Source organism: Amycolatopsis sp. NBC_00438 (assembly GCF_036026695.1).
Taxonomy (GTDB): Bacteria; Actinomycetota; Actinomycetes; order Mycobacteriales; family Pseudonocardiaceae; genus Amycolatopsis.
The window spans coordinates 3,709,336-3,733,850 of the sequence record NZ_CP107923.1 but is presented as its reverse complement, the minus strand read 5'-3'; the positions used below and the strand labels follow the sequence as shown (position 1 = coordinate 3,733,850).

General features: G+C 69.5%; 29 protein-coding genes. 11 read left to right on the top strand and 18 right to left on the bottom strand.

Going from position 1 to position 24,515, the window contains the following annotated elements; all coding sequences use genetic code 11:
* Positions 1-8: 8 nt before the first annotated feature.
* Positions 9-1,403, bottom strand: coding sequence for a DNA-binding protein (locus tag OG494_RS16580; protein WP_328456636.1), 1,395 nt, complete (start codon positions 1,401-1,403; stop codon positions 9-11).
* Between the two features lie 320 nt (positions 1,404-1,723).
* Here OG494_RS16580 and OG494_RS16575 point away from each other — a divergent pair, with 320 nt between their 5' ends.
* Both OG494_RS16575 and OG494_RS16570 read left to right on the top strand, forming a co-directional pair.
* Positions 1,724-3,175 (top strand): DNA-binding protein, encoded by a 1,452-nt coding sequence (locus OG494_RS16575; RefSeq protein ID WP_328456634.1) that lies wholly within the window; start codon positions 1,724-1,726, stop codon positions 3,173-3,175.
* A 49-nt stretch (positions 3,176-3,224) separates the two neighbouring features.
* Complete coding sequence (locus OG494_RS16570; RefSeq protein WP_328456632.1) at positions 3,225-3,422, top strand: hypothetical protein; 198 nt, start codon at positions 3,225-3,227, stop codon at positions 3,420-3,422.
* 125 nt (positions 3,423-3,547) lie between these two features.
* Here the strand turns inward: OG494_RS16570 and OG494_RS16565 are convergent, their stop codons facing one another.
* Positions 3,548-4,324, bottom strand: coding sequence for a glycoside hydrolase family 75 protein (locus OG494_RS16565; RefSeq protein ID WP_328456630.1), 777 nt, complete (start codon positions 4,322-4,324; stop codon positions 3,548-3,550).
* A gap of 131 nt (positions 4,325-4,455) precedes the next feature.
* Positions 4,456-5,385: an AraC family transcriptional regulator gene (locus OG494_RS16560; protein ID WP_328456628.1), complete on the bottom strand. Its 930-nt coding sequence runs from the start codon at positions 5,383-5,385 to the stop codon at positions 4,456-4,458.
* A gap of 84 nt (positions 5,386-5,469) precedes the next feature.
* Here OG494_RS16560 and OG494_RS16555 point away from each other — a divergent pair, with 84 nt between their 5' ends.
* Entirely contained in the window at positions 5,470-6,201 is a 732-nt protein-coding gene (locus OG494_RS16555) for a class I SAM-dependent methyltransferase (protein WP_328456626.1), read from the top strand.
* A 150-nt stretch (positions 6,202-6,351) separates the two neighbouring features.
* A complete protein-coding gene (locus OG494_RS16550) occupies positions 6,352-6,762 on the top strand; it encodes a hypothetical protein (protein WP_328456624.1) in 411 nt (136 codons plus the stop codon).
* Between the two features lie 162 nt (positions 6,763-6,924).
* Here the strand turns inward: OG494_RS16550 and OG494_RS16545 are convergent, their stop codons facing one another.
* From OG494_RS16545 to OG494_RS16535, 3 genes are all read right to left on the bottom strand, one after another.
* Complete coding sequence (locus OG494_RS16545; protein WP_328456622.1) at positions 6,925-7,701, bottom strand: SDR family NAD(P)-dependent oxidoreductase; 777 nt, start codon at positions 7,699-7,701, stop codon at positions 6,925-6,927.
* Between the two features lie 77 nt (positions 7,702-7,778).
* Entirely contained in the window at positions 7,779-8,351 is a 573-nt protein-coding gene (locus OG494_RS16540; protein ID WP_328456620.1) for a TetR/AcrR family transcriptional regulator, read from the bottom strand.
* A gap of 88 nt (positions 8,352-8,439) precedes the next feature.
* Positions 8,440-9,126 carry a class I SAM-dependent methyltransferase gene (locus tag OG494_RS16535; protein ID WP_328456618.1) on the bottom strand — a complete coding sequence of 229 codons (687 nt, stop codon included), beginning with the start codon at positions 9,124-9,126 and terminating at the stop codon, positions 8,440-8,442.
* Positions 9,127-9,172: 46 nt separating this feature from the next.
* Here OG494_RS16535 and OG494_RS16530 point away from each other — a divergent pair, with 46 nt between their 5' ends.
* On the top strand, positions 9,173-9,604 hold the full coding sequence (locus OG494_RS16530) for a MarR family winged helix-turn-helix transcriptional regulator (RefSeq protein ID WP_328456616.1): 432 nt from the start codon (positions 9,173-9,175) through the stop codon (positions 9,602-9,604).
* A 104-nt stretch (positions 9,605-9,708) separates the two neighbouring features.
* Here OG494_RS16530 and OG494_RS16525 read toward each other — a convergent pair whose 3' ends face one another.
* Positions 9,709-11,148: an FAD-dependent monooxygenase gene (locus OG494_RS16525; protein ID WP_328456614.1), complete on the bottom strand. Its 1,440-nt coding sequence runs from the start codon at positions 11,146-11,148 to the stop codon at positions 9,709-9,711.
* 114 nt (positions 11,149-11,262) lie between these two features.
* On the opposite strand from OG494_RS16525, the gene OG494_RS16520 reads away from it, so the two are divergent.
* Positions 11,263-12,228, top strand: coding sequence for an Lrp/AsnC family transcriptional regulator (locus OG494_RS16520; protein ID WP_328456612.1), 966 nt, complete (start codon positions 11,263-11,265; stop codon positions 12,226-12,228).
* Between the two features lie 851 nt (positions 12,229-13,079).
* On the opposite strand, the gene OG494_RS16515 is transcribed toward OG494_RS16520, so the two are convergent.
* The 3 genes from OG494_RS16515 to OG494_RS16505 form a co-directional block, all read right to left on the bottom strand.
* Positions 13,080-13,343, bottom strand: coding sequence for a hypothetical protein (locus tag OG494_RS16515; protein ID WP_328456610.1), 264 nt, complete (start codon positions 13,341-13,343; stop codon positions 13,080-13,082).
* Positions 13,344-13,424: 81 nt separating this feature from the next.
* On the bottom strand, positions 13,425-14,132 hold the full coding sequence (locus OG494_RS16510; protein WP_328456608.1) for a tyrosine-type recombinase/integrase: 708 nt from the start codon (positions 14,130-14,132) through the stop codon (positions 13,425-13,427).
* A 285-nt stretch (positions 14,133-14,417) separates the two neighbouring features.
* A complete protein-coding gene (locus tag OG494_RS16505; protein ID WP_328456606.1) occupies positions 14,418-14,792 on the bottom strand; it encodes a hypothetical protein in 375 nt (124 codons plus the stop codon).
* Positions 14,793-15,043: 251 nt separating this feature from the next.
* Between OG494_RS16505 and OG494_RS16500 the strand changes: the two genes are divergently transcribed.
* Together OG494_RS16500 and OG494_RS16495 are read left to right on the top strand one after the other, a co-directional pair.
* Positions 15,044-16,012, top strand: coding sequence for an alpha/beta hydrolase (locus OG494_RS16500; RefSeq protein ID WP_328456604.1), 969 nt, complete (start codon positions 15,044-15,046; stop codon positions 16,010-16,012).
* Positions 16,013-16,154: 142 nt separating this feature from the next.
* Positions 16,155-16,409 carry a DUF2283 domain-containing protein gene (locus tag OG494_RS16495; protein ID WP_328456602.1) on the top strand — a complete coding sequence of 85 codons (255 nt, stop codon included), beginning with the start codon at positions 16,155-16,157 and terminating at the stop codon, positions 16,407-16,409.
* Positions 16,410-16,625: 216 nt separating this feature from the next.
* Here the strand turns inward: OG494_RS16495 and OG494_RS16490 are convergent, their stop codons facing one another.
* Together OG494_RS16490 and OG494_RS16485 are read right to left on the bottom strand one after the other, a co-directional pair.
* Positions 16,626-17,273: a TMEM175 family protein gene (locus OG494_RS16490; protein WP_328456600.1), complete on the bottom strand. Its 648-nt coding sequence runs from the start codon at positions 17,271-17,273 to the stop codon at positions 16,626-16,628.
* Between the two features lie 5 nt (positions 17,274-17,278).
* Complete coding sequence (locus tag OG494_RS16485; protein ID WP_328456598.1) at positions 17,279-17,800, bottom strand: DUF6790 family protein; 522 nt, start codon at positions 17,798-17,800, stop codon at positions 17,279-17,281.
* Between the two features lie 56 nt (positions 17,801-17,856).
* On the opposite strand from OG494_RS16485, the gene OG494_RS16480 reads away from it, so the two are divergent.
* Complete coding sequence (locus OG494_RS16480; RefSeq protein ID WP_328456596.1) at positions 17,857-18,276, top strand: MarR family winged helix-turn-helix transcriptional regulator; 420 nt, start codon at positions 17,857-17,859, stop codon at positions 18,274-18,276.
* A gap of 141 nt (positions 18,277-18,417) precedes the next feature.
* Here the strand turns inward: OG494_RS16480 and OG494_RS16475 are convergent, their stop codons facing one another.
* Positions 18,418-19,011: a TetR family transcriptional regulator gene (locus tag OG494_RS16475; protein ID WP_328456594.1), complete on the bottom strand. Its 594-nt coding sequence runs from the start codon at positions 19,009-19,011 to the stop codon at positions 18,418-18,420.
* 95 nt (positions 19,012-19,106) lie between these two features.
* Here OG494_RS16475 and OG494_RS16470 point away from each other — a divergent pair, with 95 nt between their 5' ends.
* The gene (locus OG494_RS16470) at positions 19,107-19,934 is read left to right on the top strand and encodes an SDR family NAD(P)-dependent oxidoreductase (RefSeq protein ID WP_328456592.1); all 828 of its coding nucleotides are present in this window, start codon (positions 19,107-19,109) and stop codon (positions 19,932-19,934) included.
* On the opposite strand, the gene OG494_RS16465 is transcribed toward OG494_RS16470, so the two are convergent.
* From OG494_RS16465 to OG494_RS16445, 5 genes are all read right to left on the bottom strand, one after another.
* Positions 19,931-20,569 carry a TetR/AcrR family transcriptional regulator gene (locus OG494_RS16465; RefSeq protein ID WP_328456590.1) on the bottom strand — a complete coding sequence of 213 codons (639 nt, stop codon included), beginning with the start codon at positions 20,567-20,569 and terminating at the stop codon, positions 19,931-19,933. The two genes, OG494_RS16470 and OG494_RS16465, sit on opposite strands and share 4 nt — an antisense overlap.
* Entirely contained in the window at positions 20,566-21,819 is a 1,254-nt protein-coding gene (locus tag OG494_RS16460) for a cytochrome P450 (protein WP_328456588.1), read from the bottom strand. Before OG494_RS16460 ends, OG494_RS16465 begins: the two co-directional genes overlap by 4 nt.
* A gap of 134 nt (positions 21,820-21,953) precedes the next feature.
* On the bottom strand, positions 21,954-23,054 hold the full coding sequence (locus OG494_RS16455; RefSeq protein ID WP_328456586.1) for a hypothetical protein: 1,101 nt from the start codon (positions 23,052-23,054) through the stop codon (positions 21,954-21,956).
* Positions 23,055-23,205: 151 nt separating this feature from the next.
* Positions 23,206-23,565 carry an SRPBCC family protein gene (locus OG494_RS16450; protein WP_328456584.1) on the bottom strand — a complete coding sequence of 120 codons (360 nt, stop codon included), beginning with the start codon at positions 23,563-23,565 and terminating at the stop codon, positions 23,206-23,208.
* 64 nt (positions 23,566-23,629) lie between these two features.
* A complete protein-coding gene (locus OG494_RS16445; protein ID WP_328456582.1) occupies positions 23,630-23,998 on the bottom strand; it encodes a VOC family protein in 369 nt (122 codons plus the stop codon).
* 60 nt (positions 23,999-24,058) lie between these two features.
* On the opposite strand from OG494_RS16445, the gene OG494_RS16440 reads away from it, so the two are divergent.
* Positions 24,059-24,511, top strand: a complete 453-nt coding sequence (locus OG494_RS16440) for a MarR family winged helix-turn-helix transcriptional regulator (RefSeq protein WP_328456581.1) — start codon at positions 24,059-24,061, stop codon at positions 24,509-24,511.
* Positions 24,512-24,515 lie beyond the last annotated feature (4 nt).

Genomic DNA, 24,515 nt, shown 5'->3' with positions numbered 1-24,515 from the left:
CCGCCGGGTCAGATCTCCAGCGCCCGGCGCACGGTCGGGGCGTTGCGCCGGGAAACCGGCACCATGGTCTGGGCGTCGTCGTCCATGACCAGGAACAGCTCGCCCTTGTGCCGGCGCTCGACCTCCCGGATCCGGCTGAGGTTCACCACGTACTGGCGGTGTACCCGGAGGAACCCGGAATCGGTCAGCTCGGCTTCGAGCCGGTCGAGGCCCGGCGATGCCGAGCGCAGCAGTCCCTGGTCGGTGGACAGCCACACGTCGTTGCCGTCCGACTGCGCGAAGGAGACTTCGGGCAGCCACAACAGGACCATGCGGTTCTCACGGGTCGCGACCATCCGGTGCGGCTGCACGTGCGGCGGCACGTCCTCTTTCGCCCGTGGCAACGGATCCCCGTCGGCCACGCCGAAGGAAACGACGTTGCCGACCAGGTGGCCGGACAGAAAGACCGGCTGGAAGCTGATCGACGTCGGTTCGCTGGCGAGCCGGGTGGAGATCTGCGTCGAGCCGGCCCAGCCGGGGTTGCGCACCGCCTGCGCGGCGGCGTGCTTGGCGGCCCGGATGAACTCCGGCAGCTCCGGTTTCCACCGCACCGCGGGATCGGGTGCCGGCGTGGAGCCCGGGATGCCGAGGAGCACGCCCGCGGTGTCGTCGGCGAGCACGACCCGGCCCGCGGCGTCCACGGCCGCGAGCGCCGCGCTCGAGCCCGACCTGACGTGGCTGAAGGCGGCCATCAGCTCGGCGCCGTCGTCCTTGGCGCGCCGGCGCAGGATGCGCTGGGTCATCGTGGCGGCGTTGCCGAGCCAGGCTCCCACCGTGCCGGGGAGATCGCCGCGCCAGCACGAGATGTTGAGCACGGCGACCGGTTCCCGGGTCACCACGTCCCGTACCGCCACCCCGGCGCAGGTCCAGTCGTGGAACGCCCGGCACCAGTGCTCGGCGCCGCGGATCAGCACCGGGGCGTAGGACATCAGCGCGGTACCCATGCCGTTCGTCCCGGTGGCGCCCTCGGACCAGCAGAACCACCGGGCCAGGTTGGCTTCCGCGGCAACGTCCTGCGTGGCCTGGTCACCCCATTGGGCCAGCACCCGGCCGGTGCCGTCGGTGATGGTCACGATGCCGCCGAGGGTGCCGACCTCGTGCGCCAGCGAGGCGGCGCGGAAGCCGAGTTCGGCGAACACGACGTCGTGCTCCAGCGCGTGGCCGACCTCCGCGACGGCCGCCGGGGCTTCGGTCAGGCCCGGGTCGACCCGGTACTGGTCCCGGCACCGGTGCCAGGAGATCGCTATCTCGGGTCGCACCCCGCTGAGGTCGTCCCCGCCGCGCGCGAACCGTTCCCACGCCTGGTACACCGTCGCGCCGCCAGGGCCGCGGGAGCCCGGGTCGAGCCGGCGTACCTGTGCCATGGGGAGACCGCCTTTGGTCTGTCGGGCCCGGGCGCGGCGATTGGCCTTCGTAGCAAGCTAAACCGGGTATCGGATCGAGGGCAAGCCGCGCGTGATGACCGCGGGCGAACGTCCCACGAACGGTGGTGCGGCGATGACGGGCGGCGGCCATTCACCCACCAGCGGTCGGGACGGCGTTTCGCCACCGGCCGGGCATATGCTCGAAGCCTGCCCGGATTGCTTCTCCCAGCCTACCCGTCCGCGCGGGTAGTTCTACAGCGAAGTAGTCGAACGGCGTGAACATGTCGTGAGACGCGTCGCCCGGCGACAAGGAGGTCGCGATGACCGGGAGAGTGCCGCCCTTGGTGATCGCGCCGAGCCGGCCCGGCGGACGCGAGCGCGTGTCCGCCGGATCCCTGATGGCCACCCCGTCGGCGAAGGAAGTGGCCCGCGCGTGGGAAAACTTCGCCGGGGGCGAAAACGTCGAAACAGGCGTGCGGCCCGAGATCCTCGCTTCGTGGTACCGGTGCCGGGATCGCTACGACGTGGACCGCGCGCTGGACGTCGCGCCGGGGGCCCGGGGCGACGAGGGCCGGCGGAGCGACACCGGCGTGATCTTCACGGCGCTCGGCGGCCTCGGCGCGCTGGCCGGCCGGGAAGTGGAGCGCGACGGCGCCGTCGTCACCGTGACGGACGGGGACGGGCGGGTCCTCGGCGCGTGGGGCGACCCCACCGCACAGCGGCGCGCCGAACTGCACAACCTCGCGCCGTGGTCGTCGTGGTCGGAGGAGTGCACCGGCACGAACGGGATGGGCACGGCGCTCGAGGTGTCCGGTCCGGTGACCGTGACGGGGCCGGAACACTGGTGCGAAGCGTTTCACCACTGGGCGTGCGCGGGCACCTCCATCCGCGACGTGGTGACCGGCGCGCCGGTCGCCTCGATCAACATCTCGCGGTGGAACGCGACGCTGTCCGAGCGCGTGCCGCCGTGGCTGACACAAGCGGCCGCGTTCGTGGAACAGGAGATCTACCGGCGCGCCATCTACGAAGCCGACAAGGTGATCGCCGAGTTCACCCGGAAGTGCGCGCAGGCCGGTGGTGCGTTCGTGGCGCTGGATCGCGGGGGAAACGTGCTCGCCGCGAACGAACCGGCCGTCGCGATGCTCGGGCTGGCGGCCGAAGCCGCCATCGTCGCGGGAGTGACCGAACCGGCGCGGCGGTGGACCCCGGACATCACGGGGCTGCCGGAAGTGCTGCGGTGGGCGAAAGACCGGGCGCGGGGGAGCGCCGGGTGGAGCGGCTACGCGCGGCTGTCGTTGTGTCCCGGCGAAGAGCCGACGCCGGTGACCATGCGGTCGGTCGTCGACGCGGACCACGTGGTGGGCATGCTGTGCGCGTTCGGGGTGCAAGAGGGCGAAGCCTACGAGGGAGGCGCCGACGACGTCGCCGGGCCGCTGCCCCGGTGCGTCATCGGGATGCGCAACGACCGGCTGGTCCTGCTGGCCCCGTCGGAGATCCGCTACGCCGAGGCCGAGCGGAACATCGTCTGGCTGGTCACGGAACGCGGCCGGATCCAGGCCGCGACCCGCGGCCTGGACAACGTCGAGCGAGCCCTGACCTCCTACGGATTCCGCCGGGCGCACCGGCGGTTCCTGGTGAACCTGCGCCGGGTGGCGGAAGTCGAGCGGGGCATCAAGGGGGAGCTGTTCCTGATCATGGACTCCCGGACCTACGAGTTCGTGCCCGTTTCCCGGCGCCACGCCCCGGATCTGCGGCGCATGCTCGGCGTGTGATCAACAGGAAAGCGCTTTCATCTAGCATCACCGACGAGGTGTCGTTCCCATGGCCGCTCGAGAACGGTTTCGGCATCCGCGTCGCGCTCCGGCCCCGGAGCCGACCGGGGTGCGGCGGCTGACCGCGCGCGAATGGCTGCGCGGACGGCTGACGGACCACCGGCGTTCGGAAGCCGCCTGCAACGCGCTGTGCGAGCACGACGAGACGACGGCGCCGTGCTGGATCTGCTCCGTGCGGTACTGGTGAACTTTTGTGCTCCCACCGCCGGGTGCCGCGGTGGGGTCGCCACATCGCGACCGCCTGATCGGCCGCGACCACCGCCATGGTCGCCGTGGCGGTGGTCGCGGTCAACGTGCTTTCTTCGCGCGGAATCAGAGGCCCATGCCGGCGCCGAGGCTGTCGAGAGCCTTCTGGACCAAGGCCTGGGCGTTGGCGTTGAGGTTGGAGTTCGTGCCGTTCACGACCCAGGACGAACCGGAGAAGATCACCACGGTCACGCCGTTGTCGACGCCGCCGGTGGTGCCGCTGCTGGGGATGCCGAGCGACGAGGCCGCCTTCACCGACGCCTCGCCCAGTTCGCGGGAGTCGTTGTCCGAAGTGGTCTGGTCGTTGCCCGTCTGCGTGTCGCCGAAGATCGCGCCGATCACCTTGCTCTTGTAGAACATCAGCGCGAACTGGCGCCCCTTGATGCCGTGCTCCTTGTAGAAGAAATGCGGGCACGGGCTCTTGCGGTCGTAGCAGTCGTCGCCCAGCACGTAGAACGGCACGTGGTGCGCGGCCAGCTGCGCGCCGTTGCTGTCCTGGAACGTCGTCTCGCCCTGGTGATCCGGGTCGGAATCGGGGTCGCTGCCGTCGTCGTCGACGGCCAAGGAGGAACTGTAGGCGTAGACGCCCGACGACACCTGGAACACGTTGACGTTCTGGGACCGCGTCATGGTGTTGATGTGGGGCTTGGAATTGACCTTGTTCGCGGTCGTGCTGTTCTTCTGGACGCCGGCCAGTACCTCGGCGGCCGTGTACGTTCTGTCTGCCGAGGCCGGGGAAGCGGTGTTCGTCGTGGCCGCCTCGGCGACCTTGGCGCCGAGCGGCGGCGCGATGAGCGTCAGAGCCGCGGCGGCTACCACAGCGAAGCGCTTGCGGGATGACATGAGCGGGGACCCTCCACAGTTCGTTAGGAAAGTTACCTAACAGAGGAAACCATCTGCGGGCCCGAACACGTGAAAGTTTTACCAACATTTTGGAGAAATGTCCCGGTCTTCGGGGCATGCCCGGACGGCGGTCACCGCGACTGCGTGCGGCGCCATCGCTGGGGGGTGATGCCGTAACGGTCGCGGAAGCGGCGGACGAGATAGGTGGCGTCACGCAGGCCGGTCCGGGTGGCCACGGCGTCGAGTGGCAGGTCGGTTTCGCGCAGCATGCGCCGGACTTCGGTCATGCGCCGTTCGGTGATCCATTCGAGCAGGGGGCGGCCGGTGCGCTTGCGGAGCACGGTCGTGAGGTGTCCCGGGGTGTAGCCGAGCGCGCGGGCGACGTCCGCGGCGGAGACCGGTTCCCGGAACGTCGCTTCGATCTGGGCGAAGACGCGCTCGGTGAGCGCGTCCGGCCGGCCCGGAGCGGTCGGGGCCAGTCGTGCCGCCGCGACCAGGAGCCGGGTGAGCAGCGCGGCGACGGCCTCGTGCGCGCCGAGACGGTCCGGGTCGGCGAGTTCGTCGGTCAGGTCCGTCAGCCAAGCCGACCAGCTCGCCCGGTCGGGCCCGGCGACCCGGCCGGGCGCCGCGCCGGGGACGAACAGGGCGAGCAGCGGATGGTGGGCCCAGGCCAGCGGGGAGACCGAGGACAACGCGGGGACGGCGTCCGGCGTGAACGCGACCGACCACGCGCGGCCGCGGGCGGGCCCCGCGACGGCCGCGACGTCGATGACCTGCCCGGGAGGCACGGCGTGGACCTCGCCGGCCCGCAGCGTCCGTTCGGCGCCGTCGACGGCGAACGAGCCGGCGCCTTCCTCGACGTAGACCAGGACGAGGAAGTCGTGGGCGTGCCGGTGGTCCGGCGGAAGGTGGGCGTGGGCGTCTTCGGTGTCGAAGCGCACCACCGAGACCGGCGGCACGCCGGGCCGCTGCCGGTGGCGGTAGACCGGCGTTCCGTCGGAGCGCACCGTGCGCAGCACGCCGGAATGCCGAGTCGTGTCACGGTCCGAAGAATGTCCCACGCCGACCAACGTACATCCTGCTGGAGGATCGCAGGATGTCCAAGACTGGAGGTAAGCGACACCGACCGCGCAGGGAGCAACTTCATGGCTACGACCGACGTACGGTTCCTCGATCAGCGCACCCCGCAGGAGCGGGACCGCCCGTTCCTGCCGGGCATGAGGAAGACCTGGCTTCTCCCGCTCTACGACGTGTTCACGCGGTTGGCCGGCGTCCGCGCGTTGCACGAGCGGCTGGCCGAGCTCGCCGGCATCGAGTCCGGGCAGGCGGTGCTCGACGTCGGCTGCGGCACGGCCAACCTGTCGCTGACCGTGCTCGCGGCCCGGCCGGGTGCCCGGGTGACCGGTCTCGACCCCGACGGGGACGCGCTGCGCCGGGGCGTGCGCAAGGCCCGCCGCCGGGGTGTCGCCCTCATCCTCGTGCAGGGGTACGCCGACCGGATCCCCGCCGAAGACGCCTCGCTCGACCACGTGATCTCGTCGTTGGCCCTGCACCACCTCGACGACGCCGGGCGGGTGGCGTTCGCGCGCGACGCGTTTCGCGCACTCCGGCCGGGGGGACGGATCACCATCCTCGATTTCGGCGGCCCGGTGCCCGACGCGGGTGCTCCCGCACACGGCCATGGCCACGGCCGGGCCCACCCCTTCCGGCACCTGCCCCGGCGTCACGGGGTGGCCCAGAGCCCGATCGCGGGCCACGACGACGCCAACGTCGCGCTGCTGACCGACGCCGGGTTCGGTGACGCCCGGGAAGTCGGCCACGCCGAGCGCCGGCTCGGCCGCATCACCTTCGTGCAGGCAACGCGTCCGTCGAGCTGAACGGTGACGAGAATGCCGGCAACCGTGGCGGGGCAACGGTTCTACCGCGGCAGGCCGGTGACCGCCGCCGGCATCCGGTCATGAACGGATGCCAGCGCACGATCACGGGCATGAGAATGCGAGACGTGGTGTCACTGGAATACTCCGGCGGTGACCGATTTTCCGGCGGACGTGGAGGCGCACTGCCGGCGTCTGGCGGTGCAACACCGCTGGTCGCCGGAGACCGAGGCCGCCTTCCGGGCAGCCGTCGCGTGGTACCGCGCTTTGGACGAGAGCTCCGAACCTCGTCAGTACTTCGAGTACGTAGACCACGAAGGCCTGGTCGACATGGGAGCTCGCTGGCTGTGGGAGGCCGTCGTCGTCAACGACGAGACGGTGGCCATCAGGCAGATCGAGCTGGGTTCGTCCGGGGCCGCTCGCTGCTACTGGTGGCGGCATCTGGAGGATGACGCCGGCGGACTCACCGATCAGGCACTCGACGTCGCCGAACCCGGCCTCACCTCAGTACCCCGCTCGGTCTTCTCTGCGCTGTGGAAGATCGGGTCGAGCGCACCTCGCTGAGCGCGCGATCAGCGGCGTGAGCGGGTCCTCGGCTGGTCTCGAACCGGTGGTATCCGCAGTTGTGCCTTGTGGTGGGCGAAGTGCTGAGCACCCAAGGGGAGTGAGGGCCTGTACGGGCTCCGAACCGTCAAAACCCGTACAGGCCTGGAAGCGCCTCGGAGGTTACTGGTTTCGGCCTGCCATGACGCCGCCGTCGACGTCCCAGATCGCGCCGGTGACCCAGCCGGCCTGGTCGGAGAGGAGGAAGGTGGCCACGGCGGAGACGTCCTCGGTGGTGCCGATCCGGCCGATCGGGTGGAACTCGTTGAATCCCGCCAGGGCGGTGTCGACCTCGGCCGGTGGGATGAAGCCCTCGTAGATGGGGGTGGCGACCACGGCCGGGGAGATGGCGTTGACCCGGATCTTGTGGGCGGCCAGTTCCAGGGCGAGGTGCTGGGTCAGGGCGTGCAGGCCGGCCTTGGCCATCGAGTACGCCGAGGACGGCGTCGCGGCGATGGCCTGCTTGGCCCACATGCTGCCGATGGTGACGATGGCGCCACCGCGGCCGCTGTTCACCATGTTCTGCGCCACGGTCTGGGTGATCAGGAAGGTGGCCTTGTTCAGGTCCAGGTAGGCGTCGTAGTCGGCGGGGGTGTGTTCGAGGAACGGCAGCGGCCTGAAGACGCCTGCCGCGTTGACCAGCAACGCCGTGTCAGCGTGCTGGCCGGCCAGTTCCTCGCGCACCCGCGTCACCTCGGCGGGATCGCGCAGGTCGGCGGTGATGCCCCACGCCTGTCCGCGGGTGGCCAGGTCGGCCACGGTCTTCTCGACCCGCTCGGGGCGGGAACCGATGACGACCGCGCTGCCGCCGCCGCTGACGACGTCCTCGGCGATCTGACGGCCCATGCCGCTGCTGCCGCCGACTACGACGAGCTTGCGACCAGTGAAGTCCTGTCCCATGGTGATTCTCCTCATCTGACTACCTACTAGTTGGAAGGTTGACTGGTCATGAAAAAGGGCGCCGCGGTGGTGCGTTTTCAGAGCAGGGCGTCGACCAGGGTTGCCGCCACCGACCGGACCACATCCCGATCCTGTCCGGCGGCGCTGTCCGGCTGCCCGTGGGCGCGGGCCAGGAGCAGTGCCCCCTCCAGGGACGCCAGGTAAGCCTCGGCCGCCGCACCGGCCCGGGTGGCGGGCATGCCCGCCTCGGCCAGCACGCCGGCCACCCAGTGCCGCTGATCGGCGAAGAACGCGTCCGTCGCCTGCCGTACCTGAGCGGGCAGGCTCTCCGCATCCACGGCGAAGACGCCGCAGAGGCAGATGCGGCCGCCTTGGGCAAAGGTCTCGGCGTACAGCCCGGCGTAACCCACCAGGCGCTGCCGCGCGCCCGCCGCGTCGTCGTCGACTTCCTTCCGCGCTACGGCGAACCGTTCCCGATAACGCGCGATCAGCGCCTCGGCCAGTGCGGCTTTGGTGGGGAAGTGGTGGTGGATGCTCGGCTTCGTGATGGACAGCTCGGCACTGATGTCGGCGTAGGAGAAGCCGTTGTACCCCCGAACCTGCACCAGCGTCTGAGCGCTGTCCAGGATCCGATCCGCTGTCGTGGTCACGCGACAATTTCTACCTTCTAGTTGGTAGACAGTCAAGATGAGTGACCGGCGTCACCTGGTGGGGTAGTGGCTCGGCACGACGTCATGGTCAGGACAAGTGGGCCGACAGCAGCCAGGCCGGTGTCGACTTGCGGCCGTTGCCCTCGTCGCGGACATCGCTGCCGGCGAAGTCCGCGAAGTCCGGGAAGTTCTCGGGGACCTTGGCGTGGATGCGGGCCGGCCGGATCTCGTCGATCGTCCAGTACTCGCCCACCACTTCCCGCAGTTCCTCCGCGGAGACCGGGTTGACCCTGCCGGAGGGCACGGTCGCACTGTCGAACACCAGCACGAAATAGGATGCGCCGGGCGCCGCGGCACGCACGATCGATTCCTGATACCCCCGGCGCAGCTCGACCGGCATCGAGTGGAACAAGGTGCTGTCGAAAACGGTGCCGAAACGGCTGTCGTAGCCGGTGAAGGTGCTGATATCGGCGACTGTGAAGGCGGCGTTGGCGAGGCCGCGTTGGGCGGCTTCCGCACGCGCGAGCTCGATCGCGGTCGGTGATTGGTCCAGGCCGACCGTCGTGAAGCCCCGCTCGGCGAGGTAGAGCGACGTTGCGCCCTCGCCGCAGCCGGCGTCGAGGACCTCGCCGTGGAATGCGCCCGTGTCGATGAGCGCGGCGATCTCGGGTTGCGGTTCGCCGATGCTCCACGGCGGCCGGAAGCCCTGCCCCATCTCGGGAGCTTGACCACGATAGGCGGATTCGAACAGCGCGTCGCTGGATGAGCTCGTCATGCACCCGAGGATGTCAACCAGGTTGATATATGTCAACATGGTTGACATGGAAACCTCCCGGGACGAGCCACTCGGCTACCTGCTGCACCGGGTCACCGCGGCGTTGCGCGCCGAGGTGGCCGCCACCGTGCTCGAGCCGGCGGAGCTGGCGGCGCCCGAGTACCTCTGCCTGCGGATGCTGTCGCAGTCGCCGAAGTCCAACGCCGAGTTGGCCCGCGAGGCGCAGGTGTCACCGCAGGCGATGAACAAGGTGGTTCTCGCGTTGCAGGATCGCGGCCTGGTGACGCGACCCGCCACGGTGTCGTCAGGGAGGTCGTTGCCTGCCACGTTGACGCGCGAGGGTGTGACCGTGCTTGCGCGCCTCGATCCCGAGGTGGCCGAGGCCGAGGATCGGGTCCTGGCCGAGCTCGACGAACACGATCGGCGCGAACTCCGGCGGCTCCTCGTCGCGGCCGGCCGGGTGGTGTCCCGGCGGTGATCCCATCGGGATACCACCACAGCGGCCACGCGAGTGCCGCCGACCGCATCCTCAGCGGCATGTGCGGATGTTCGGCAACGCCGGAATCGGTCGGGCGCCGTTGATCAGTGCGGCTCACCGAACCAGTGACCGAGCGCCGGTTCGAGGGCGTCCGGATCGCCCGCCCAGCACACGTAGCCGTCCGGCCGGATCAGCATCGGCTCGACGCCGGCGTCCTGACCCGCGCGGTCGACCCGATCCGGCCAGAAGGCGGCGACCTTGGCGAACCTGCCGGCCGGGTCGATCAGCAGGCCGCGTCCGGAGCGGAGCAGCTCGTGCGATCGGACCGGGCCGAGGTTCAGGTCCGGCGCGGGAAGGCCGATGAGCGGCTGGGCTTCGGTGCCCGGCAGCGGGTAGCGGATGCCCATCCCGGACAACAGGTCGTCGAGGTGGTACTGCACGTCCCGCAGCTTTGTCAGGGTCGCGAACAGGTCCTTGGCGGCCAGCAGATCCGGGTCGCCGGTGCCCTGCTGGTCCATCAGCAGGCTCTGCGCCTGGACGTTGCGCAGCACCGCGGCCGCGACCGGGTGGCGTTCGGCGTGGTAGCTGTCGAGCAGGTGCTCCGGGGCCCAGCCGTGCACCGCGGCACCGAGTTTCCAGCCGAGGTTGAGCGCGTCCTGGATGCCGGTGTTCATGCCCTGCGCGCCGATCGGGAGATGCACGTGGGCGGCGTCGCCGGCCAGGAACACCCGCCCGTGCCGGTACCGCGCCGCCTGCCGGGCCGCGTTGGTGATGCGGCGGGCGTAACGCAGTTCGAGCAGTCGCACCCGGTCACCGAAGACGGCGCGCAGCCCCACGCGGAGCTCGTCCTCGGTGACCGGGACCTCCCGGGGCAGCGACCGGCCCGGCCCACCCAGCGAGAGCCGGCGCAGCGGCCTGCCCCGCGGGTCGGTGCCGAGCGGGAACACCGACGCCCAGTGCCCGTCCTCGCTGCGGGTGTGCGTCATCGCCTGGTCGTCGCCGCTCAATCGCACGTCGGCGGCGACCACGGTCACCGTGCCCGGCCTGCCGGGGAATTCGGCGCCCACCAGCGACCGCACCGTGCTGTGGCCGCCGTCCGCGGCCACCAGGTAGCGGGAGCGGATGACACCGCCGCTCGCGAAGGTCGCGGTGACCCCGTCCTCGTCCTGGGCGACGCCGGTCAGTTCGTGGTCGCGTCGCACGTGGATGTCTTGCGTGGCAAGGTGTTGCTCGAGGAATCCCTCGATCACCACCTGGGGGACGGACCGCCACGGATGGCGGTGCCTGTCCCGGGTGAGCGGGAGCGTGATACCGGCGAAGTGGGCGATGCCTGCCGGGTGGTTTCCGGTGGCCAGCAACGGTTCCAGCAGGCCGCGCTGGTCGAAGGCCTCCTGCGTGCGGGACTGCACACCGCCCGCCTTCGACAACGTGCTGCGCCGCGGCAGCCTGTCGACCAGCACGACCGGCACTCCCGCCAGCCGCAGTTCGTTGGCCAGCGTCAGGCCGGTCGGGCCGGCGCCGACGACGAGCACCTCGGTGTCCATGGGTTCTCCCCTGGTTGTGTCGATCAGGACGAGAACGACGCTCCGCCCGATGACACGAATGCGCCAGAAACGGCGTCGATTGCGTCGGTATCCGACGCTGTTACGCTCTGGCCAGTGGAATCCGACTACGACGAGCTGGATCGACGGCTCGTGCACGCCCTGCAGATCAACGGCCGGGCCCCGTTCAGCACGATCGCCGAGGTTCTCGGCGTGTCGGATCGCACCATCGCCCGCCGGTACGCCCGGTTGCGGGCGGCCGGGGCGGTGCGGGTGCTCGGCGGCGTCGACCCGACCGCACTGGGCGCGGTGCTGTGGTTCCTGCGGGTGCGCTGCGCGCCCGCAGCGTCGGTCCCGGTCGCCGAGGCGCTCGCCCGGCGCCCTGACACGTCCTGGGTGAGCATCACCTCCGGCGGCACCGAGATCACCTGCACCGTCCGCACCGAAAGCGAGGCCGACAGCGAAGCGCTGCTGCTGGCCAAGCTCCCCCGCACCCCACGCGTCGAGGGCGTGACCGCGCACTCCGTGCTGCACGCGTTCTACGGCGGCCCGGACAGCCTGGTCGCCAAGCTCGGGTCATTGGACGATGAGGCGATCGAGCGGCTACGCCCGCCCCCGGTGCCGTACCGGCCGGGACCGGTGCGGCTCGACGACGGCGACCGCGAGCTCCTCGCCGCGCTCGCCACCGACGGCCGGGCCGAGCTCGAGCAGCTGGCCGCGGTGACCGGCTGGTCGCCGACGACGGTCCGGCGCCGGATGACCGAGCTTCGCGAACGCGGGGTGCTGTACCTGGACATCGACGTCGACGGAAGCCTGTTGGGTATCGGACCTCGGACGCTGCTCTGGCTCTCGGTCGCCCCCGCGTACCTGGAGGAGGTCGGTACGGCGCTGGCCGGGCATCCGGAGATCGCGTTCGCCGCTGCCACGACCGGGCCGACGAACCTCTACGCGACCGTGGTGTGCGCGGACCAGCGAGTGCTGTACCGGTACCTGACCACCCGGGTGGCCATACTGCCCGCCATCGCCCACATCGAGACCGCACCGGTGATCAGGACCGTCAAGCAGGCCGCGAGCCGGACGTAGCGACCAAGCCGCGCACACATCAGGCGCGCTGAACCGGCCTGGCGCCCGTGGGAGGAGCCGCGCGGGCAGTTCGCTCGCTCATCGGCACGAGCGGACGTGCATGCCGGACCAGTGGTACGAGCGTGCGCTCAGCTCGCGAGGACGGTTCTGGGAGACTGAGCTTCATGTGGAGGGGCAAGTCAGGCCGGGCGTCGGTGATCGCGGAGGCGATCGTCACCGTGGTTCACGAATCGGTCCTGTTCATGAGGGCGATGTCGCATCGACGGGAAAGCATGTGCGATGAGTTCTTCCCCGGTTGTGACTACCAGCAGCAGATCCATGAGCTGGCGGACATATGTGACAACCTCGTGCCCGGGTTGCGGTCGACCGGTCCACGTCGCCCTCAAGACGCGTTGCAGTTCACCTGGGACAACCGGAGTCGGTACCAACAGGAGTGGATCCGTCATTGCCTCGCCGCACGCGGGCTCCGTGTCGAAGATCTGATCTCGACGGCACCAGGTCGGCGTCGGGTGATGCCCAGCTGAGGTAGCCGGTGCGGTCGTGGCTGTCTGCACCGATCGACCGTATCTGCGTCCGCTCATCGGCTACTCCGTGGAATGGCGGTACGACCAATGCCGGGCCAGGCTAGTCCACACCTCGGCGCCAGCCCCGACGACGCGCAACTCCGCTACGACCCCGGAACACCATCGCCGACAGCCACTGACACTGATCGAGCTCCCTCGCAGCCGAGCGGCTTCCTGCCCACGGCCGATATCGTGCCGGCAGCACCAGCACCCGATCGACCACGCAGAGGCCACACAATGCCCTATTCACCAGCTCACCACGCCGTCGAACACGAAGACCTGCCCCAGCTACGAGACCTGCTCGACGCTGGTCACGATATCGAAGACGACTGCGGGGACGGCTGGACCCTTTTGCGCCACGCCATTGATGTCGAACACGATGGTCATGTTCAGACTGGCGAACCACTCCACGCCGATACCACCGCGTTCCTGCTTGCCCGCGGAGCCGACCCGTTGCGGCGCTGCAACGGCATGCCTGTCGTCGAAGAAGCAGAAATCCGCGGGCATTGGCTGGCCGCCGAAATCATGCGCAGCTGGATCAGCCGCGGACACCAGTCGACCTAGCCTCTTCAGCGCATCACAACCGACGAACATCCGCGGTTAGCTCACACGGTCATTGCCAGGTTCGTGCGGTCAGGTGCCGGAGGCCATGTAGGCGGCGAGGATGTAGTTCGGGTGTCGGTCGAGGTTCTTGCGTGCCCGGTCGTAACGCATGGTGGTGCGCGGGTCGGCGTGACGAGCGGCGATCTGCACGCCCCGCAGGTCGACTCCGGCGTCCAGCATCGTGGTGACGAAGGTGTGACGCAGCATGTGCGGGTGCATCCGCGGCAATCGCACCACTGACTGCTCGGCCAGCCGGTGGAGCCGGCGGGTGGCGCAGTGCCGGTCCATCCGCCGTCCCCGCCGGTTGAGCAGGATCGCTCCGACCGGCCGGTCACCGGCAGCTCGGTCGATGGCTCGTCCGACCGCAGGAGGCAGCGGCACCAGCACGATCTTGGTGCCTTTGCCGACCACTCGCAGTACCCGGTGTCCGTGTTCCTCGCCGACGTCGGAGACGTCGGTGCCGCAGGCTTCGAAGATCCGAAGGCCCAGCAGCCCGAGCATCGCCACCAATGCGAAGTCATTCGGGTTGTCTGATTCACGGGCGGCACACAGCAACGCTTCGAACTGCAGATGCGACAGTCCCAGGGTGGGTGATTCCGCGGGGACGAGGGGCCGGCGGACGTAGTCGGCAGGTGAGTGCTCGAGCACGGCGTCGATCACGCAGGTCCGGTAGAAGCCGGTGACCACCGCCATCCGACGCGACACCGTCGACGGCTTGAACCGGCGGACCTCCTGCATCCACCGTACTTAGCGTTCGATCTGTGTCCGCCGGATCGCCAGGGGGCCTATGTCGTGATCGGCGCACCATACGAAGAATAGTCGCAGGTCAGACTGTGTGTGGACGCGGGACAAACCGGTATAGCGGCCTAGGTGGGCCTCCGCGGCAAGTCGGAGCACAAGGTCATCATTCTACGGTGGCGTTGGGCGAGTTTCCGGTGTTGTGGTCATGGATCCACGGTCGGCGTCACTACGGCAGACACCCACACGCGGCAGACGAGTGCGCCGTGCCATAGAGGTCGAGTGTCAGGATGGCATCGCTCGCGCTTGCGCCAGAGCGTCGGTCCAGGCGCTGTCGTACTCGTCAGCTGCCACCCAGTGCAGGTTGTGGAACGATGTCTCGTCTTCGCCCTCGGCGATGTAGACACGGCCGACGTGTCGCCAGATCAGGATGTGCCAGCACTGATCAAGATCGCAGTACGGATGGCTGACGTCGCCCAAGGGGACATCAGCCAAGGTCCACGTCCGCAGATCGCGGCAGACGCCGTCCCACCACGGAAAGCCGGCGATCGTCTGACCCTGGCCGTCCGTGAACCGCATTGCTGTGCTGCTGCCGCGCGCGAAAAACTCGATTTCGAAGCCGGCAGCCCGGGTGAAGAAGGCGGCGGTTGCGCTCGGCAACCAGCTCCTGATCGCTCAACTCGTGCACGAATCCTCCAGCTCACTGCAGCCGCATCCTCACGTGTCGGAGTCACCAACCGCAACCATGACCACTCCCAGCGGGCGACTGATCAGCGGCATGAGAGTGCGTTGTGAGAGGTGCCCGCCGGCCCTTGCTGCGTAGTCGGCGAGTATCGAAATCGGTTGGTTGCAGGGAACGGGGGTACTAGCTTGGGCGTGTGAATCGTGAACCGGGGAAGACAGTCTCCACCGTGACCGTTCCGCTCGATGCCGAACTTCAGGTCGCTTACGACGCCTTCATGGCGGAAGAGCCGGAGTTGAAGCGGATGAGCCTCGAGATGTTGGCGGGGATCCGTGCGGAGGTCGACGCCGCGGTGGCCATGCTCGACGACTTCGGCCGCGGTGGGCGTTTCACCGTCTCCCAGCCTTCGGTGCCCGGTCCGGATGGCGACTCCGAGATCCCGCTGCTGATCTGCACGCCCGCCGGTGCGCCCGTGTCGCGGCCGGTGCTCTACTTCATGCATGGTGGTGGCTTCTTCTGCAACGATCACCGCACCGGGCTTGACCAGTTCCTCGACACGGCCGAGCGGTTCGGAGCCACCCTGATCTCGATCGGCTACCGGCTCGCGCCCGAGCACCCCTATCCCGCCCAGGTCGACGACGCCTACGCCGGTCTGCTGTGGGTCGTCGACCACGCGGACGAACTCGGTATCGACCCGAACCGCATCGTCGTCACCGGTCCCAGCGCCGGCGGTGGACTGAGTGCTGCGCTGGCCCTGACCGTGCGCGACAAGGGCGGTCCTCGCCTGCTCGGCCAACTGTTGATGGCTCCCATGCTTGATGATCGCAACGACAGTGCTTCGGCCATGCAGATGGACGGGATCGAATTCTGGAACCGCAGCCACAACCTGTTCGGCTGGAGCTCGCTGCTGGGCGATCTCCAGGGCGGCACGGACGTACCGCAGTACGCCGCGCCCGCACGCGCCACAGACCTGGCCGGTCTGCCGCCCGCGTTCCTCGATGTCGGTTCTGCGGAGGGCCTGCGTGACGAGGTCATCGGCTACGCCGGCAGGATCTGGGAGGCGGGTGGTAGGGCCGAACTGCACGTGTGGCCCGGCGGATTCCACGCCTTCGATCGGGAGGTTCCCGACGCGCGGATCAGCAAGGCCGCTATCGCGGCGCGCCACAACTGGCTGGAACGCCTCCTCGCCACCGACTGACCATCTCGTTCGGCGGTAATCGGCAGGCGCGTTGATGTGAAGCCGTCACCGTGCGGTCGTCAAGGTTGGCGAAGTCGCAGGCGGTTAGCTGTAGTCTCTGCCGTCGGCCAGATCTCCGTCGTCAGCAGGGAGGCCGTCCGTCGTGGCAGTCGTCGAAGTCACATACGACAAGGGGGCCGATGCGGCCTACGTCTACTTCACCGAACCGCGGGAACGCCGGAGCGTGTTGCGCATGTACCCGTGTGACCCGGTTGGGGTGGGCGGGATGATCAACCTGGACTTCGATGAAGGCGGACAGCTCGTCGGTGTCGAGGTGCTTGCAGCGAGTTCCAAGCTGCCTCGGTACCTGCTCGACGCGGCCGAGCGAATCGATGGCGAGGATCAGGAGCGCGGCTGAGCTGCCCGGCCCTGCGTGACCGGCGGAAGCTCCACCACGTTCGGTCAGCCTCGAGCTGAGCACCTTCCCGTCGCCCGCTGTCGCAGCCATCGCATGGTGGCGAGGCGGGTCAGGCGCCTGGGACGAGATCGGTGGCCACTCGATCCTTCTGGCCTCCGAGGACTGGCTGGCGTCGGTACGGCGTAGATGACCTCCGCCTGCTATCAGCACGGGTGCTCATCGGACCCTGCGACCTTGGATGCGGCGGGCGGCGGCGAGCACGATCGGCGCCGCGAGCCAGCACAGGTACGCGCCGGTGCCCGTGATCAGGAACGAGAGGGGAACCGACACCCCGAAGACGGCTGCCAGGCAGATGCTGCGTACGAGGCTCTGGGCGAATTCCGGGGGCGTGACGTCCGTGCGGTACAGGTGCTCGCGCCGGATCTCGCGGATGATGAGCGCGAACGTCGTGGACGCGAGGACCTGGACGAGCGCGTAAAAACTGAACCGGGGCGGGAAAGCGCCCTCGGCGGTGAGCGCTCGGGTGGCGAACGGCATCAGGACCTGCATGAACAGCCACGCCAGGGTGAGGCTGGTCAGGCGCGGGCTCAGCGAGCCGACGTAGCGGAAGATCTCGTGGTGGGCGCGCCAGTGGGCGGCGATCACCGTGAAGCTGAGCGCGAACGCCAGGTACTCCTTGCCGTGCGCCAAAGCCGAGCTCAGCACGGCGTCGGTCGTGTCGCCGGTGGGGACGGGCAGTTCCAGGGCGAGCAGGGTGAGCGCGATCGCGATCACCGCGTCGACGAACATGGTGAGCCGGTCGGCGGCGGCCGTTCGCGCGTCGCCGGTCTTGTCGTCATGGTGGCGGCTGGGTTGGGTTTCCATGGTGGTCAGACGGTGACGGCCGGCGGGGGCGTGACGGCGGCCAGGCGCCGCGAGCGCACCGCGAGGATGATCATGACCGCCGGGATCAGCAGGTCGTTGACGAGGACGCCGCCGGTGTTGCCGGGGGCGTGGTCGCCGTTCGCGAACCACTGGTAGACGTGGCCGGCGAGGGCGCCCCACAGGAACATGCCGCCGCCGAGGCCGATGGTGATGCGCTCACGCGCCGATGCCGATGCGGCGCGGAAGCCCATGATGGCCAGCCCGAGGTTGGCGAAGGCGATCTCGAACAGGAAAGGCGTGCGGGGAAAGCCGATCGCGGTGGCCATCACGTCCGGGAAGGCGAGGAACGCCACCGTCATCCAGAGGCTGCCGATGCCGAAGGCGCCGATGGCCCACCAGCGCTGCCAGATCTCCAGCCGCTCCCGGGCCGAGGTGACGTGGCGGGCTCGCACGTAGGCGCCGATGGCCGGGACCACGATCCAGACCAGGGGAAAGGCTGACTGGGCGACGTAACCGAAGTTGTCCATGCCGTGAATCTTGCATGGTTAACATTAACTAGTCAACACTCTGTTAGGCTGACCACGTGGACGAAGGACTCGCAGACTTGCTGCACCGCGTGGTCATGCTGCTGGGCGACGCGGCCCGGCGGCGCACCGACGGCCGGGACGGCCTGACCTACAGCCAGATACGGCTGCTCGGCACACTGGAGGACATCGAACCGGCGACGCAGCATCGCCTGGCGCAGGCGCTGTCGGTGTCGGACCCGGCGATCAGCCGGGCTCTGCGGTCCCTCGAGGCGGACGGCCTGGTGCAGGTCGTCGTCGACCCCGCCCACGCGCGGCGGCGCCTGGTCACGCTCACCGAAACCGGCCGCAAAGCCTTCCACGTCAACGGGAAACCGCTCTACGACGAGTTCCGCGCCGGGCTCGTCGCCGCCGGGTTCCCCTACGAGCGCTACCTCGAAGACACCCTTCGGCTGGCCGAGCTCCTCGAATCCGACTGACGCCTCGGCGTGAAACCGTCGGGGCCGAGTCCGCCCTGGCGGGTCTGGCGCCGGTGACCGGTGTGCCGGCGGCCTAGGTGTCGGCAGGCGAGCCGGTCTCGTAGCGGGGCGGCCGAGGAACGGAACGCGGCGTTCGTGTCCTCAGCCGGGGTTTCCCACGGCGCGCACCGCGCGGTCGTAGAGCTCGGCGAGGTCGAGCGCGCCGTCGGCGTTCGCCCAGATCTGGCCCGCGACGTCGAGGCAGGCGATGGCGCTGGCGACGATCGCGTCGGCCGCCGGGTCGGTCACGTCGTCGGCCGCGACGCCGAGCCGCAGCCGGATGTTCGGGACGAGCTGCTCCTGCCACTGGAGGTGCTTCTCGATGCTGCGCGCCCTCAGTGACGGGGTCTCGTACATCATCTTGGCGATCTTGAGCGCCACCTCGGACTGCAGTCCTTCGCCGTCGACGCGCCAGAGCGCTTCGCGCAACGCCTCCCAAGGCGGCACCGACACGGGAATGCTTTCCAGGATGTCGCGCACGAGCGCGCCTTGGTCCGCCAGGTCGCCGAGGACGATGTCCTCCTTCGTCCCGAAATAGCGGAAGAACGAGCGCCGCGAGATGCCCGCGGTCGCCGCGATCTGATCGATCGTCGTCCCGTCGAACCCCTGCTCGAGGAACAAGTTCATGGCGACGCGCGTGATCTCCGCGTACGCCGCCTTGCGCGATCGGGTCCAGAGGTCGTCCTGCTTGGCCATGCCCGCGATCCTACACTGAGCGCCAGATTGACACTGAGTGCCAGACGGGCATACGGTGAAATGACCAGCCGGCCGATCACCCCCTTGGAGAACCGATGCCGCGACCGGACTACCGCAGCCAGACCGTCATCGTCACCGGAGCCAGTTCCGGCATCGGCGCCTCGTTCGCGCACGCCCTCGCCGCCCGGGGCGCGAACCTGATCCTGGTGGCGCGCCGGCTCGACCGCCTTCGAGAGCTGGCTTCGGAACTGGAGAGCAAGCACCGGGTCGCCGCGACGGCGATCGCGCTCGACCTCACCTCGCCCGCCGTCGGCGCCGAGCTGAAAGCGGCGGTGGCCGACGCCGGTCTCACGGCGACCAGCCTGATCAACAACGCCGGGTTCGGCACGTTCGGCGAGTTCGCCGGCGAAGACCCGGTCCGCCTGACCCAGGAGATCGCGGTGGACGTCGCCGCCCCGGTGCAGCTGAGCTCCGCGTTTCTCCCGGACATCGTTGCGGCGCAAGGTTTCCTGATCAACGTCGCCAGCATGGCCGCCTACACGCCGACCCCGCGGATGGCCGTCTACGGCGCGACGAAGGCGTTCGTCCTCAGCTTCACCGAATCCCTCTGGGCCGAGCTGCGCGGCAGCGGGGTCACCGCGTTCGCGCTGTCCCCGGGGGCGACGAGCACCGAGTTCAACGCCGTCGTCGGCACCGACGACGCCACCGCGGGAGCCAAGGCGCGCACCCCCGAGGACGTCGTCGCCACCGCGCTGTCCCACCTCGAGAGCCGCAACCCCGGCCCGAGCGTCATCGACGGCCGATCGAACCGCCTGGGCGCGAGCATCGGCCGCCTGGTGCCCCGGCGGGCGAGCGTCACCATGATGCACCGGCTGACCGACCCGGCCCGCCGGGGCGGCGCGAAGAAGCGGGCAAGCGCTTAACCGGCGGACCGGGGCGGTGTGGTCAGCAGGGCTGTGATGCCGTCGACGAGGATCTCGCCGGTCTCGGCCCAGCCGGGGATGCCGGAGGAGTCTCCCGCGGCGGCCAGTTCGGCCTCCCGTTCGGCGCAGGTGTGGACGATCGCGTGCCGGGCCATCGCCGAGCGGGTGAGGATCGCGGGATCCGTGGCGTCGCCGGCGTGGGCGGCGACCACGCGCATCGCGCGCTGCATCACGGGTGTCGAGGTGGTCACCGCCATCGCCGGCGCGCGCAGGACCGGATCGCTGACGACGTGGGCGGCGAAGCGGGCGTAGTAGCTCGGGACGCCGAGGTCGGCGAGGTGCAGGGTAGTGGGCAGCACCAGCGCGGCCACGTGGTCACGCAGCCGCGTCGAACCCTCGGCCGCGGCCACCATCGTGGCCCGGATGCGGTCCATCGCTTCGCCGTGTTCGCGCAGCACCGCGAGGATCACCTCCGCCATCGTGCCGACGTGGTAGGCGACCGCGGAGTTGTTGGCCTGTCCGGCTTCCTGGCCCAGGCGCCGGCTCGACACCTGCGCGACGCCGTCCTCGGCGATCAGCCGTTCCGCCGTCGCCAGCAGCCGCGCCCGGGTGGCCGCCGACCTCCCGCCCGTCACCACCGCACCAGGACCCGGTCGATGCCGCCGACGATCAGGCCCTGCCGGGCGCGCAGATCCGCGGCGTCCTCGACGAGTTCGAGGGTGGGCAGGCGGCGCAGCAGCACTTCCAGGACGGTCTGCAGCTCGACTCGCGCGAGTTGCTGGCCGACGCACGAGTGCGGCCCGGCACCGAAGGCCAGGTGCGGGTTGGGCCGGCGGGCGAGGTCCATGTCGCCGGCGCCGTCGAACGCGTCGGTGTCGCGGTTGCCCGAGGCCATGCTGCACACCACGGTCGTGCCGCGCGGCAGGACGGTGCCGCCGATCACGGTCTCTTCGGAGACGTAGCGCGGCATCCCGAACCCGGGGTTGGCGTCGAACCGCAGCGCCTCCTCGACGGCCGAGGGCACCAGGGACGGGTCGGCCGGCAGCCGCTCCCAGCGGTGCTCGCGGTCCGCCAGCAGCATCGCGACCATCTTGCCGATCATGGTGGCGGTGGTCTCGTGGCCGGCGATGAGCAGGCCCTGCCCGGTCATGACCAGCTCGGCCGCGGTCATGTCGGCGGCGAGGTCGCTCAGCAGGTCGTCACCGGGCGCGGACAGCTTGGCGGCGACCAGCTCCGTCATGTACCGGTGGAACTCCCAGCCCGACCGGTCGATCTCGTCCTGGGTGAACCGGGTCATGTTCAGCATCGTGTCGGACCAGTGCGCGAACCGGCCCCGGTCTTCCCTCGGGACGCCGAGCAGGTCGCAGATCACGAACACCGGCAGCGGGAATCCCAGCGCGGGGCCGATGTCGGCGGGCGCACTGGCTTCGACCATGTCCGTGATCAGCTGTTCGGCCAGTTCCGTCATGCCCGGCCGCAGCGCCTGCACCCGCTTGACGGTGAACGCTTTCCCGACGAGTCGCCGCCAGCGCCGGTGCCCGGGACCGCCGAGCATCGACGCCGCCGGCTCGTCCGTGGCCACTTCGGTGCCGGTCGACGCCGAGGGCCGGCTGAACACCCCGCCGTCGTCGCTGTCGGAGACTCGGGAGGCGTCGTCGGCGTCGAGCTGACGGCTGAACCGGGGGTCCGAAAGCATCGTCCGGACGTCGTCGTAACGGGTCAGCAGCAGCGCTTCGTCACCGCTGGCGAGTTCGATGCGTGCCACCGGGCACCGCGCCCGCAGCCGGGCCCATTCCGGCGGCGGCTCCAGCGCGGTGGGGTTCGGGAACGGGTAGGGCGGCAGTCCGGCCTGGTCGTCACCTGCGTGCGCGCTGTCGGTGGACATGCCCGCAGCCTAGATAAGTCAGCTGTCTTAATCAAGACGGCTGACTTATTCCCGGACGCGCCGAGGACGCTCTCGACCGCGGGTGAGGCGTGACGGCACCGAAGGCCTTCGGGGGACGCTTTGCCGGGCGAGCGCTACGCCACCATCGCGAAGCTGGCGTAGTACTCACCCGAGGGATCGCGGGTGCCGCTGCGGTCCGGGTTGACTTCGGCCCCGACCCAGCCTTGGAAGGCTCCCGAGTCGTCGATCACCTGGAGCAGCGGTCGCACGTGGCTGTTGAGCAGGTAACACCCGTCGTAGGACAGGCATTCGCACCAGAATTCATAGCTGTTGCGCCGCCCGCCCAGGTCGCCGGTCAGGTAGTAGAACCGGCGGTTGCCGCTGTCGGCGAGCTTCTGCACGCACGCGGCGTAGCCGGGGGCACTCGGAAGGCCACAGCAGGAAGCTTCGTCGCAGTGCGCGTTGTACTGCACGAACCCGAGGCACGAGCCGTCCGTGCAGGCGTTCCAGTCGGGGCCGACGGTGAAGCTCCCGCTGCCCGCCGCACCCCGGGGCGAGTCGGTGATCGTGCTGCCGTGCCAGCTGTGGGCCTCGTAGAGGTACGCCCGCTTCGTGGCGCGGACGGCGCTCATCGGGGCCTTGGTGGTCTGGGCCAGGGAGGCGTTGCTGCCGTAGCCGAACCCGCCGGTGATCGAGTACGTGTCGTTCACCAGCTGCAGCCGGCCGAGTCCCGGGTGCAGCTCGGACACCGCCCAGGTCTCGCCGAGGTTCACCGTGGTCGTGGCGCCGTTGACGGTGCTGCTGGTCCAGGTGATCGCCACCCGGCCGGACGTGGCGTCGTAATCGTAGGTCCCGGTGAAATGGCCGTTCGGGTCACCGGTGAAACCCGGCGCGGTCTTGATCGCGCAATTGTTGCGCGGATTGGTGCCCGGTTGCCACTGGCCGCAGAAGTACACGTCCCCGCTGTTGACCGGCACCGGGTTGTCGCGTTGGCTCCAGGTCCAGAAGTTGTGCCGGACGACGTTGCTGGCCGGGTCGAACACCAGGTAGCCCAGCCGCAGGTAGTTGTTGCCGACCGCATTCGTGAACCCGGCGACGCTGACGACCCAGTTCTGCTTGCCGAGCGGCGCCGACGCGGCCTGCGCGGCGGACGCGCCGAGTGCGAGCGCCGAGGCGAGCAGGGACAGGACTACAGCTCCGTACGTGGCCAAGCGGCGCATTACCCCCATTTGCATGGAGTTATTTTAACGCGGAAATCACGTCGTGTCCGGTTCCATCAGAGTGAAATGAAGGAAACCATTCGGCGCGGACCGACAGGCTGGAAAAGTTCCCAGGCCAGGCGAACTTTTCGGGGTAGCGGGGGAGCGACGCCGGAGCCGGTTTCGGTCACTGGCCGTAGGAGAAGCGAAGATCCGCGAACAGCAGCTGGTTGAGCCGGCGCCGAAGGTGGCCGGTCTTGCTCTGGTCGGGGGCCTCGCCGGACGCGAGCAAGGTGAACTTCAGCAAGGTCCCTCCGTCGGCCGCGGTGGTCAGCGCGAACTGTATTCGATCATCGGGCCGGCTCGGCCACAGCGACGACCACACGGCGTGACCGGGCTTCTCCGCGGCCAGGACTCGGGGATCGACTTCGTCGTCGAGCAAGTGGAGCCACTGCCGGGTTCCCGGCCGGCGAGGCTCCACGAGTGAGTCCCAGACGACGGACGGAGGTGCCGGCAGTGTGCGCGCCCGCGAACCGATTTCGATCACCTGGGCAGGGTAGGTCGAGCTACCGCCGTGTGCACCCGAGATTCGGCGTGACCCTGCCTGCCGATCAGCTGCGGTCGTGGAGGGTGATCCGGTAGCCGTCGGGGTCGGCGAAGGTGAACGTCCGGCCGAAGGGGCCGTCGATCGGGGCCGACACGATCGTGTGACCGTCCGCGGCGAGAGCGTCGTGGATGGCCTGGACGTCGGTGGCGTGGAGCCAGATCGCGGCACCGATGCCGGGCTGGTCGACGGAGGCGAGGTCGGTGCCGGGAAGGACGTCGCGCAGGGCGAACGCGATCGGCTTCGTCTCGAAGACGACCGCGTGCGGCGGTCCGGCCGGCGAGCGGACGAGGCCGAGGTACCGCTCGTAGAACGCCTGTGACGCGTCGAGGTCGCTCGCTTGGAGGGAGATGAAGTCGGGGCCGGTGGCGGGCATGCTGCTCCTTCGTTGTGTGTCAGTCTTCTGACACGGGTCACTGTATGTCAGAATGCTGACATGAGTCAAGACGGTGCCGGCGTCGACCTGGAGACGTCACTGGGCTACCTGCTGAAAGAGGCGTCGAGCGTCCTGCGCGCAGCCATGGAGGAGGTGCTGCGGCCGCTCGGCATGAGCGTGACGCACTACTCCTGCCTCGAGCTGCTGGCTCAACGTCCGGGCTTGTCGAACTCCGAACTCGCGCGGGGCGCGTTCGTGACCCGGCAGTCGATGAACGTGCTGCTGCAGGCCCTGGAACGCGAGGGTCACGTGACCCGGCCCGCGGCGGCGCCCGTCGGGAAGGTGCTCCCCGCGCGGCTCACGCCTCGCGGCCGGCGGAGCCTGGAGAAGGCGACCGTGGCGGTCCGGTCGGTCGAGGTGAGGATGCTGGCCGGGATGACCGAGGCCGAGCAGGCAGGCGCGTTCCGGATCCTGCGGAGCATGATCCGTTCCCTGCGCGACGACGGCGCCTAGCCCG

Excerpts from the sequence above, each read along its gene's own strand:
- OG494_RS16580 (WP_328456636.1), bottom strand. The coding sequence starts at position 1,403 with ATGGCACAGGTACGCCGGCTCGACCCGGGCTCCCGCGGCCCTGGCGGC.
- OG494_RS16575 (WP_328456634.1), top strand. The coding sequence starts at position 1,724 with ATGACCGGGAGAGTGCCGCCCTTGGTGATCGCGCCGAGCCGGCCCGGC.
- OG494_RS16570 (WP_328456632.1), top strand. The coding sequence starts at position 3,225 with ATGGCCGCTCGAGAACGGTTTCGGCATCCGCGTCGCGCTCCGGCCCCG.
- OG494_RS16565 (WP_328456630.1), bottom strand. The coding sequence starts at position 4,324 with ATGTCATCCCGCAAGCGCTTCGCTGTGGTAGCCGCCGCGGCTCTGACG.
- OG494_RS16555 (WP_328456626.1), top strand. The coding sequence starts at position 5,470 with ATGGCTACGACCGACGTACGGTTCCTCGATCAGCGCACCCCGCAGGAG.
- OG494_RS16545 (WP_328456622.1), bottom strand. The coding sequence starts at position 7,701 with ATGGGACAGGACTTCACTGGTCGCAAGCTCGTCGTAGTCGGCGGCAGC.
- OG494_RS16535 (WP_328456618.1), bottom strand. The coding sequence starts at position 9,126 with ATGACGAGCTCATCCAGCGACGCGCTGTTCGAATCCGCCTATCGTGGT.
- OG494_RS16530 (WP_328456616.1), top strand. The coding sequence starts at position 9,173 with ATGGAAACCTCCCGGGACGAGCCACTCGGCTACCTGCTGCACCGGGTC.
- OG494_RS16525 (WP_328456614.1), bottom strand. The coding sequence starts at position 11,148 with ATGGACACCGAGGTGCTCGTCGTCGGCGCCGGCCCGACCGGCCTGACG.
- OG494_RS16510 (WP_328456608.1), bottom strand. The coding sequence starts at position 14,132 with ATGCAGGAGGTCCGCCGGTTCAAGCCGTCGACGGTGTCGCGTCGGATG.
- OG494_RS16490 (WP_328456600.1), bottom strand. The coding sequence starts at position 17,273 with ATGGAAACCCAACCCAGCCGCCACCATGACGACAAGACCGGCGACGCG.
- OG494_RS16485 (WP_328456598.1), bottom strand. The coding sequence starts at position 17,800 with ATGGACAACTTCGGTTACGTCGCCCAGTCAGCCTTTCCCCTGGTCTGG.
- OG494_RS16475 (WP_328456594.1), bottom strand. The coding sequence starts at position 19,011 with ATGGCCAAGCAGGACGACCTCTGGACCCGATCGCGCAAGGCGGCGTAC.
- OG494_RS16470 (WP_328456592.1), top strand. The coding sequence starts at position 19,107 with ATGCCGCGACCGGACTACCGCAGCCAGACCGTCATCGTCACCGGAGCC.
- OG494_RS16460 (WP_328456588.1), bottom strand. The coding sequence starts at position 21,819 with ATGTCCACCGACAGCGCGCACGCAGGTGACGACCAGGCCGGACTGCCG.
- OG494_RS16455 (WP_328456586.1), bottom strand. The coding sequence starts at position 23,054 with ATGCAAATGGGGGTAATGCGCCGCTTGGCCACGTACGGAGCTGTAGTC.
- OG494_RS16445 (WP_328456582.1), bottom strand. The coding sequence starts at position 23,998 with ATGCCCGCCACCGGCCCCGACTTCATCTCCCTCCAAGCGAGCGACCTC.
- OG494_RS16440 (WP_328456581.1), top strand. The coding sequence starts at position 24,059 with ATGAGTCAAGACGGTGCCGGCGTCGACCTGGAGACGTCACTGGGCTAC.